Source organism: Streptococcus pseudopneumoniae, assembly GCF_001072375.1.
Taxonomy (GTDB): Bacteria; Bacillota; Bacilli; order Lactobacillales; family Streptococcaceae; genus Streptococcus; species Streptococcus pseudopneumoniae_L.
Window position 1 is genome coordinate 1 of the sequence record NZ_JVKV01000114.1, and the last position, 10,336, is coordinate 10,336.

Annotated in this window: 5 protein-coding genes; 4 read left to right on the forward strand and 1 reads right to left on the reverse strand. The window is 40.6% G+C overall.

The window, feature by feature from the left end; genetic code table 11:
- Positions 1 to 57 precede the first annotated feature (57 nt).
- Positions 58 to 288 (reverse strand): DUF1797 family protein, encoded by a 231-nt coding sequence (locus tag ADH31_RS09460; RefSeq protein ID WP_000443576.1) that lies wholly within the window; start codon positions 286 to 288, stop codon positions 58 to 60.
- 196 nt (positions 289 to 484) lie between these two features.
- On the opposite strand from ADH31_RS09460, the gene ADH31_RS09465 reads away from it, so the two are divergent.
- From ADH31_RS09465 to ADH31_RS09480, 4 genes are all read left to right on the forward strand, one after another.
- Positions 485 to 1,168, forward strand: a complete 684-nt coding sequence (locus tag ADH31_RS09465; protein WP_001011628.1) for an amino acid ABC transporter permease — start codon at positions 485 to 487, stop codon at positions 1,166 to 1,168.
- Positions 1,168 to 1,902, forward strand: coding sequence for an amino acid ABC transporter ATP-binding protein (locus ADH31_RS09470; protein WP_045762888.1), 735 nt, complete (start codon positions 1,168 to 1,170; stop codon positions 1,900 to 1,902). Before ADH31_RS09465 ends, ADH31_RS09470 begins: the two co-directional genes overlap by 1 nt.
- Before the next feature lie 527 nt (positions 1,903 to 2,429).
- Positions 2,430 to 3,284 (forward strand): bifunctional methylenetetrahydrofolate dehydrogenase/methenyltetrahydrofolate cyclohydrolase, encoded by an 855-nt coding sequence (locus ADH31_RS09475; RefSeq protein ID WP_049510430.1) that lies wholly within the window; start codon positions 2,430 to 2,432, stop codon positions 3,282 to 3,284.
- A 237-nt stretch (positions 3,285 to 3,521) separates the two neighbouring features.
- Positions 3,522 to 10,336 (forward strand): SIALI-17 repeat-containing surface protein (locus ADH31_RS09480; RefSeq protein ID WP_049510432.1); only part of this gene is annotated, 6,815 nt, incomplete at its 3' end.

Consider the following 10,336-nt stretch of genomic DNA (forward strand, 5'->3'; position numbering starts at 1 on the left):
GATTGCTAATAAAAAGTGAGGTCGGGATCTTTTGTCCCAACCTCTGTATATCTATTATTAGTATAGAAGTTCGTAAATTTCCATCGCAATCAAGTCGATGCTGTCAAAAGTATATGTTTCACGAGCTTCAACATCACGAAGTGTAAAGATTGGGCCATTTTCTTCATCATGGTTAAAAGCAACTTCAGCTACAACAACTCCCTCGCGCTCAAAGTTACGTTTTAAGTTACCACCATCTTTTGTCATTGCTTCTAGGCGGTTGATGATTCTAACCAAATGTGATTCCATTTTGATTCTCCTCCATTTCTTATCGTTACTATTTTACCATAAAGAGTATCCACTTGACTAGAAAAAACTAAGATTTCTCGCTATTTCTGTTTTCTTTGAAATTTTATTGAAAATAAAAGGAAAAATATTGCATTTTTATTCAAAACATGTTATACTCATACAAGTTTTAAGTTAGAAATTAGAAAGTAGTGGATTTATGAATTTTTCTTTTTTACCTAAATATCTGCCATATTTTAACTATGGTGCTCTTGTAACAGTCTTGATCTCTGTTTTGGTTGTCTTTTTGGGGACAATTTTAGGGGTAGTCTTGGCTTTTGCTCAACGTTCTAAAATAAAGCCCATAGCTTGGCTTGCCAATGTTTATATATGGATTTTCCGTGGAACACCTATGATGGTACAGATCATGATTGCTTTTGCTCTTATGCATATCAATGCTCCGACAATTCAGATTGGAGTTTTGGGAGTTGATTTTTCACGTTTGATTCCAGGTATTATCATTATCTCTATGAATAGTGGTGCCTATGTATCAGAAACAGTTCGTGCTGGTATCAATGCAGTACCTAAAGGTCAATTAGAGGCGGCTTACTCTCTAGGGATTCGTCCTAAAAATGCCATGCGCTATGTCATCTTGCCACAGGCTATCAAGAATATCTTGCCAGCCTTGGGGAATGAGTTTATTACCATTATCAAGGATAGTTCACTCTTGTCAGCAATCGGTGTCATGGAATTGTGGAATGGAGCTACAACGGTGTCAACAACCACCTACTTGCCTTTAACTCCACTCTTATTTGCAGCCTTTTACTACTTGATTATGACCTCTATCTTGACACTAGCCTTGAAAGCTTTTGAAAATCGTATGGGACAAGGAGAGAAAAAATAATGACTGAAACGCTTATAAAAATTGAAAACCTTCATAAAAACTTTGGGAAGAATGAAGTTTTAAAAGGAATTGATCTTGAAATCAAAAAAGGGGAAGTTGTGGTGATTATCGGACCATCTGGTAGCGGTAAGTCAACCCTCCTTCGCTCTATGAATCTCCTCGAAGAAGCGACAAAAGGAAAGGTTATCTTTGAAGGAGTAGACATTACAGATAAGAAAAACGACCTCTTTGCCATGCGTGAAAAGATGGGAATGGTTTTCCAACAGTTCAATCTCTTCCCCAATATGACAGTGAAGGATAACATCACGCTTTCTCCTATCAAGACCAAAGGGGAAAGTAAGGAAGTTGCTGAGAAGAGAGCGCATGAGCTCTTGGAAAAGGTTGGTTTACCAGATAAGGCAGATGCTTATCCACAAAGTTTGTCTGGTGGGCAGCAACAACGTATCGCTATTGCTCGTGGTCTTGCCATGGAACCAGATGTCCTACTTTTTGATGAACCGACTTCTGCCCTAGACCCAGAAATGGTAGGGGAAGTACTAGCGGTTATGCAAGAACTTGCCAAGTCAGGTATGACCATGGTCATCGTGACGCATGAGATGGGCTTTGCGCGTGAAGTGGCAGACCGCGTCATCTTTATGGCTGACGGTGTTGTTGTCGAAGATGGAACTCCAGAGCAAGTCTTTGAACAAACCCAAGAACAAAGAACCAAGGATTTCTTGAGTAAGGTTTTGTAAGAGTTGTAAATTTATATCCATTTCGACTTTTTCTTAGGTGGATAGTTCGACAAGTATAGCAAAACTTCTTTACTCAGTTTAGATTAAAGTTATAAATAAAAAGTAGGAATCATAAAATACTGACTCCTACTTTTTATAGTTAAAATAAGAAGCTAATGCTTGTAAGTATGCCTAATACTGCGAAAATAATTTTCCAAACTTGGTGGTTCTTTTTGAAAAGCTTATCAGAGTATAGTGCTAGTATAAGAAATATAAAAAATATTATACATTTATGAAAGATTGACATGATTATCCTCCTTTTTTGTAAGACTTCCTTTACTTATACTATACATTATTTTTGATGCAGAATCAAAAAATAATATCTTTATTCTGTGGAGTTCTTTTATCCTCCAGTAAGAGAGTGACTAGTCCTCCAACTGGGCTTTTTCTTATAGTTTCAGACTATAAGGTCTCTTAGGTAAGAAGTGTTAGAGGGACAAGTATTTTTTTGATATAATAGAAGATATTTGTTAGAAAAGAGAAAACACATGACACAGATTATTGATGGCAAGGCTTTAGCAGCCAAGCTCCAAGGACAATTGGCTGATAAGACTGCAAAATTGAAAGAAGAGACAGGTTTGGTTCCTGGTTTGGTGGTTATTTTGGTTGGGGACAATCCAGCCAGTCAGGTTTACGTTCGTAACAAGGAACGTTCAGCGATAGCTGCAGGTTTCCAAAGTGAAGTCGTGCGAGTTCCTGAAAACATTACCCAAGAGGAATTGTTGGACTTGATTGCCAAATACAATCACGATCCAGCTTGGCATGGTATTTTGGTCCAGTTACCCTTACCAAAACACATCGATGAAGAAGCTGTTTTATTGGCTATTGATCCAGAAAAGGATGTGGATGGTTTTCATCCGCTCAATATGGGGCGCCTTTGGTCTGGTCATCCAGTTATGATCCCTTCAACTCCAGCTGGCATCATGGAAATGTTTCACGAGTATGGGATTGAACTAGAAGGTAAGAATGCGGTTGTTATTGGTCGTTCTAATATTGTCGGGAAACCAATGGCCCAGTTGTTATTAGCTAAGAATGCAACTGTAACCTTGACCCACTCACGAACACATAATCTTGCCAAGGTAGCTTCTAAAGCCGATATTCTTGTCGTAGCAATCGGTCGTGCTAAGTTTGTGACTGCTGATTTTGTCAAACCTGGGGCGGTTGTCATTGATGTGGGGATGAACCGAGATGAAAATGGCAAGCTCTGTGGCGATGTTGACTATGATGCTGTTGCGCCAATCGCTAGCCATATCACACCTGTACCTGGTGGAGTTGGGCCTATGACCATTACCATGCTGATGGAGCAGACTTATCAGGCTGCATTGCGTAGTTTGGATAGATAATACAAGCATTGATTTTATATAGTGAAGAAACAAGTTCTAAAAAATGAACTTGTTTTTTCTTGCACTTCTTTTAATAAAATTACAGTAAAATTTCTACAAATTATTGAAAAAGCTCTACCATTTTGATATATTAAAAGCATCAATGTTTATATGGATAAAATAAGTAAGCGTCTAGAGGGAGGTTTATTTTTTGGAGTAAAATGTAATCGCTTACTAGAATATTGGAAAGGAACAATAATGGATAAGAGATTTTTTGAAAGACGGTGTCATTATAGTATTCGTAAATTTGCCATTGGTGCGGCTTCAGTTATGATTGGAGCTAGTATATTTGGTCTTCAGGTGGCTCAAGCAGCTGAAACCGAAGCAGCAAGTCCCAGCGAGGAAACGATTCATCAAGTTCAACCTTTAGATAAGCTTCCAGATGATCTTGCTGCAGCCATTGCAAAAGCTGAGCAAAATGGCCCACAAAATTCCGCTACTGAAAAAGAAGGAAATGATGCGGTTGAATCCGCAAAACCAGCAACTGAAGAAAAGGTGACTGAGGCAACAAGTCCTAAGGAAGAAAAGGAAGCAGAAGTAGTCAGCCCTAAAGAAGACAAAGTTGAAAAAACTGCAAAACCTGCTGCTGAAGCGAATGGGAAAGAGGCTACAGTTTCAGAAGGAAGTCCTGAAAAGTCAGCAGTTCGAGAAGAACATACTGATACAACTAATCAGAATAAACCTGTAACGGATGATAAAAGCAAGGAAGAAAAAGCTTCTGCAAGTGAATCGCCTCAAGCTACAAAAGGGAAGGAAAAAGAAAATCAACTCCTTGAAGAAAGAAAACAGAATTTCAACAAAGACTGGTATTTTAAACTAAACGCTCAAGGTGACTTTTCTAAGAAAGATGTAGATGTTCATGATTGGTCTAAGTTGAACCTTCCTCATGACTGGAGTATCTATTTTGATTTTGATCACAAGTCTCCTGCCCGAAATGAAGGTGGTCAATTAAACGGTGGTACTGCCTGGTATCGCAAGACCTTCACGGTTGACGAAGCTGCTAAGGATAAGGATGTTCGGATCAACTTTGATGGTGTCTACATGGACTCTAAAGTCTATGTAAATGGTAAATTTGTAGGTCATTATCCAAGTGGTTACAATCATTTTTCATACGATATTACTGAATTTTTAAATAAAGATGGTAGTGAAAATACCATTGCTGTCCAAGTTACCAATAAGCAGCCAAGTAGTCGTTGGTACTCAGGAAGTGGTATCTATCGCGATGTGACTTTAAGCTATCGCGACAAGGTGCAGGTAGCTGAAAATGGAAATCATATCACAACTCCAAAACTAGCTGAACAAAAAGATGGCAACGTTGAAACACAAATCCAAAGCAAGATCAAAAATACTGCCAAAACTTTAGCCAAGGTATTTGTGGAGCAACAGATTTTTACTAAGGAAGGTAAGGCTGTTTCAGATTTGGTTCGTTCTGTAACTAAGAGTCTAGCAGAAAATGAGACAGCTGACTTTAAGCAAACGATTTTGGTTAATAAGCCAACCCTCTGGACAACCAAAAGCTACCATCCTCAGCTCTATGTTCTGAAAACCAAGGTTTATAAAGAAGGTCAGCTAGTTGATGTTACAGAAGATACTTTTGGTTATCGTTATTTCAACTGGACAGCCAAAGAAGGCTTCTCTCTGAACGGTGAGAGAATGAAATTCCATGGAGTTAGTATCCACCATGATAACGGTGCCTTGGGGGCAGAGGAAAACTATAAGGCAACCTATCGTAAATTAAAACTCCTGAAAGATATGGGAGTTAACTCTATCCGTACAACCCACAATCCAGCAAGTCCACAGTTGCTCGACGCTGCTGCAAATCTAGGACTTTTGGTTCAAGAAGAAGCCTTTGATACTTGGTATCGTGGCAAGAAAACGTATGACTATGGACGTTTCTTTGACCAAGATGCAACTCACCCAGAAGCTAAGAAGGGTGAGAAGTGGTCTGATTTTGACCTTAGAACCATGGTTGAACGTGATAAAAATAATCCATCCATCGTCATGTGGTCACTCGGTAACGAAGTGGATGAAGCAGATGGCGGTGAGCGTTCGCTAGAAACAGCTAAGCGTTTGAAAGCAATCATCAAAGCAATCGATACAGAACGCTATGTGACCATGGGTGAAAACAAATTCAGTCGTAGATCAAGCGGCTTGTTCTTAGAATTAGCAGCAATCATGGATGCTGTTGGTATGAACTATGGGGAACGGAATTATGATGCGGTTCGTAAGGAACATCCAGATTGGTTGATTTATGGTTCTGAAACCTCTTCAGCGACTCGAACTCGAGATTCTTATTTTGATCCTGCTCATTTACTCTGGCACGACAATCGCCCAAATCGTCACTATGAACAATCAGACTATGGTAATGACCGTGTAGCCTGGGGTAGAACAGCTACTGAATCTTGGACTTTTGACCGTGATCGTGCTGGCTATGCAGGTCAGTTCATCTGGACTGGTTTTGACTATATCGGTGAACCAACACCATGGCATAACCAAGATAACACACCAGTAAAAAGCTCTTACTTTGGTATCATTGATACGGCAGGCTTGCCTAAGAATGATTTCTATCTCTACCGTAGTGAATGGTATAGTGCCAAAGAAAAACCAACTGTTCGCATCATGCCTCACTGGAATTGGACTGAAGAAACGCTCAAGGAACGTAATATGCTGGTCAATGGTAAGGTTCCAGTTCGGACCTTCTCAAATGCCGCTAGTGTAGAATTGTTCTTGAACAATGAGTTCCTCGGTAAGAAAGAATTTGTTAAGAAAACAACTGAAGATGGTCGCCCTTATCACGAGGGAGCTAAACCAAGTGAATTGTATCTTGAGTGGTTGGTGGACTATAAACCAGGTACCTTAACAGCTATTGCTCGTGATGAAAATGGTAAAGAGATTGCGCGTGATAGTGTGACAACAGCAGGGGAGCCAGCTAGAGTTCGTCTCACCAAGGAAGAACATGTTATCACTGCAGATGGCAAAGATTTGTCTTATATCCATTATGAAATCGTTGATGAAGACGGTAATGTTGTGCCAACTGCTAATAATCTTGTTCATTTCAATCTTCATGGGCAAGGGCAAATCGTCGGTGTAGACAATGGAGAACAAGCTAGCCGTGAACGTTATAAAGCTCAGAAAGATGGTACATGGCAAAGAAAAGCCTTCAATGGTAAAGGTGTTGTCATTGTAAAATCTACTGAAAAAGAAGGCAAATTCACCCTATATGCGGATTCTGCAGGTTTAGCCTCTGATCAGGCAACAGTCACAACCGTTTCAGGCAAGAAAGAAAATCGCCATTTTGTCGCTTTTGCCCCTGTGAAGGCAAGAACTGATGTCAGTGAAAATCCTAAATTGCCAGAGACTGTGACAGCTATTTATAGCGATGGTAGTGTCGAAGAAAAAGCTGTGACTTGGGACATCCCAGAAGATCTCCTTTCAAGTGCTGGTGAGAAAAAAGTCCTTGGTAGTGTGGAAGGACTCGAAGCCAAGGCTGAAGCCCTTGTCAAGGTAGTTGCGCTTGATAAGTGGTTGCCAAAAGTAGCAACAGTCCCAGTGGGAACAGCAGCAGAAGATTTGGATAAAACTGTAACGGCTGTTTTATCAGATGGTAACTTGGTTGATGCGGATGTCGTTTCTTGGACCTTGAAAGATCCTGATGCCTTGAAAAAAGAAGGTGGACGTACTGAAGCAACTGGTAAATTGGAAGGCAATGACTACGAGGTGACAGCAACCTTTATCGCAAGTGATAAGGAAACAGAAAATACTGTTACAGGTCTCACTGTTGGTGACAAGGCTCTCGCTGACTTTGAGTCTGGAAAGACCTACTACCGAGTATCCCTTCCTTATACTGCAAAAATCCCAAGTGTTGGAGCACAGACAACAGGCTATCAGGTAACAGTTCAACAAGCCTCAGCTGCCAATGATTATCAGGCTTCTGTGTTCTTGAGTAACCAAAAGGGTGAATTGATTCAAACTTATTTGATTCAGTTTGTGAAAGAAGCGCCTGCCTTGACACGCTTGGAAGTAAGCGTTGAAGGAAAAGAGACTGCAACAGAAGACCAAGTTCTCCCTTATCATGTCATTGGGCACTACGAAGATGGTTCACAAACTGAATTTTCAGCGTCAGATATCCATTTAGAAGCTAAGTCAGCTGATGGTGGACATCTTGAAGTGAACGGCCAGAACTTGCTTCTTTACACGAAAGGTAGTGTAACCCTCACTCCTCGTATTGACAATCAAACTGATAAGACTCAGTCTGTAGCAACTGAACTTGTGATAAAAGAAAATACAGTAGATAAGAAAATTGTCAAGCTACATCCTGTTTCTATCTCTACAGATATCAATCAGCAACCGAATTTGCCTGATCAAATCGGAGCAGAATTTGATAAGGGCTTGCCTCGTAAGGTAGCTGTAACTTGGGACAAGGTGGATGCCAAAGAACTTGGTTACTATCATAGCTTTACCCTTAAAGGTCATGTAGAAGGAACAGATATTGAGGCTCTTGCCAATGTAACTGTTGAAGGTTTGCAGGTTGCTGAAGAAATCAGCCTCACTCTTCCTAAGGGTGAAACTGTTCAATTACCTGCTAGTGTTCGTGCTTATCATTCTAATGGAACAACTGTCTATAAAGATGTCCTTTGGGACAAGGTTCCTGAGAACTTTAGTCAGACTGAAGGTATCTATGAAATCAAGGGTCAATTAGTGGGTAGCCATCTGACTACCAAGGCCCATGTTCGTGTTTCTAGTCAAGTTGTTGCTGGAAATAATATCTCTAAACAGTGGACTGGTTCTCAATTGCCAGCTGCTATTGTATCCAATACGGGTGGGGATGATTCGGCAAGTACCCTGAACGACTTGACAGTTTCAAGAGCCAATACAGATGTTAAGAATCGATGGACTACATGGCAAACAGGTACAGATAATGATTGGGCGTCTATCTTGTTTGGTAATTCAGGTGATTTGACCAAACGCTTTGTCGATAATCTTTCCGTTGATTTCTACACAGACGGAGCTATCGGACTTCCAAAAGAATATGTTATTGAATACTATGTCGGTCAAGAAGTTCCAGATCTTCCAGACGATGTCAATCATGCTCAGCGTGATACCAAGCATCCATTCAACAATGCTGCCAACTGGAAAGAAGTTGAACATCTTAAAGCTCCAGGACAATTATCTGCAGGTCAAACAAACCACTTTACATTTGATAAGGTTGAAACTTATGCTGTTCGTATGCGTATGAAGAAGGCAGATGGAAAGGCTGGTGTTGGTTTAACAGAAATCACTATTTTAGGAAGTAAGGTTCCAAGTGCTACCAGCTCAGAAATTTCTATCCAAGTAGATGGCAAGAAACTCGAGCATTTCAATCCATCTAAGACAGATTATTATATTCCTCAAGCAAGCAAGGAAATCACTGCCACAGCCAGCAACAACGGTTTGGTAACGGTTGTTCCTGCAACAAGTGAAAAAGGTGCGACACGTCTTATCTTGAAAGCTGAGGATGGAACTGTTCTGAAAGAATATCGTATCTTCCGTGATGACGAAAAAGAGTCAACACAACCAGTAGCTGCGGAAAATAGTGCCCAGACCTTGAATGTTGGCGATCAACTTCAATTGCCTGCCGAAGTAACAGTCTACTATCCATCACAAACTGGCTGGGTTAAAGCTAACCTTGCTGTCCAATGGGATGCAATTCCAGAACATGCGACTGCCCAAGAAGGTAACTTTGAAGTGCTTGGTCATGTTCTAGGAACAGACTTAATAACCAAGATGCAAGTAACAGTTGTTACAAAAGGTAATCAAGTCATCTCAGAAAATCCAAGCAATAATGCGACAGATTCTAAAGCCTTTGCGTCTACTACAAATGATACACAAGCAGCTTCTCGGGATAAAATTTTCTATATCAACGATGGTCACTTTAACGAGGATGGACGTTGGACTAACTGGTCTCGTACTCCGAAGGACCAAGAAACATCTGTGGGAATTCTCTTTAAGAAGAATGGTCAGATTACACCTCAGTCTGTTGGAAAAGTAGCTATTCAGTTCTTTAAAGACAGTGGAACAGACGCACCAGCGACAATGGTATTAGAAAGATATGTTGGGCCTGCCTATACAGAACCAAGCACTATTTCTCGCTATGAAGAGAATGCGTATCATCCATTTAACAAGGCAGAAAATTGGCAAGAAATTCCTTATAAGGCATCTGGAGAAATCGTAGCTGGTAAGCCGATTGAATTTACCTTTGATCCGATTCAGACAACAGCTATTCGAGCACGTATGACTCGTAAATCTACAACTAATGGTCTAGCAATGGTCGAGTTTAGTGCTTACTCTCCTGCTAAAGCAAGAGATGAGGAAACTCCTTCAGTATCCATTTCGGTTGCTGGAAAAGCATTAGAAAACTTTGATCCTGAGGTTTCAGATTATACAGTGAACTTAAATGGAACTAAACCACAGGTGACTGCTCAAGCAAGTGGTCACGGTGTGACAACGGTTGTTGAGTCTAGTCAGGATAATCTTCCTAGCCTTGTTCGTCTTCTTGCTAAGGATGGTAGTCTTGTCAAGGAATATCGTATTCACTTCAAACCTAGTCACCGTATAGTTCCTGAAGAAGGCGACCAAAGTCCTGTTCTCGAACGACCAAGTCTAGAAGTTGTGAAGACTCCGATTCTATTTAAAGAAATCATCCGTGAAAATAATGATTTAGCTCAAGATGAACGTCGTGTAATCTCAGAAGGTAAGAAGGGTGAAAGAGTTGATTATGTTGAGGTTCTAGGATCTAACCGTACAACTGTTCATACAGATACGACTGAGGCGCAAGATCGAATTGTTGAAGTTAAGGTCAAACCTGTCATTACTACTAGCAAAGGTGACGAGCCAGCTCCAGTCGTAGAAGTTCCAGAATTTGAGGGTGGTGTCAATGCTGCTGAAGCTGCCAAGCATGAGTTGCCAGAATACACAGATGCAATTGGGACAGCAGGTGACGAGCCAGCTCCAGTCGTAGAAGTTCCAGAATTTGA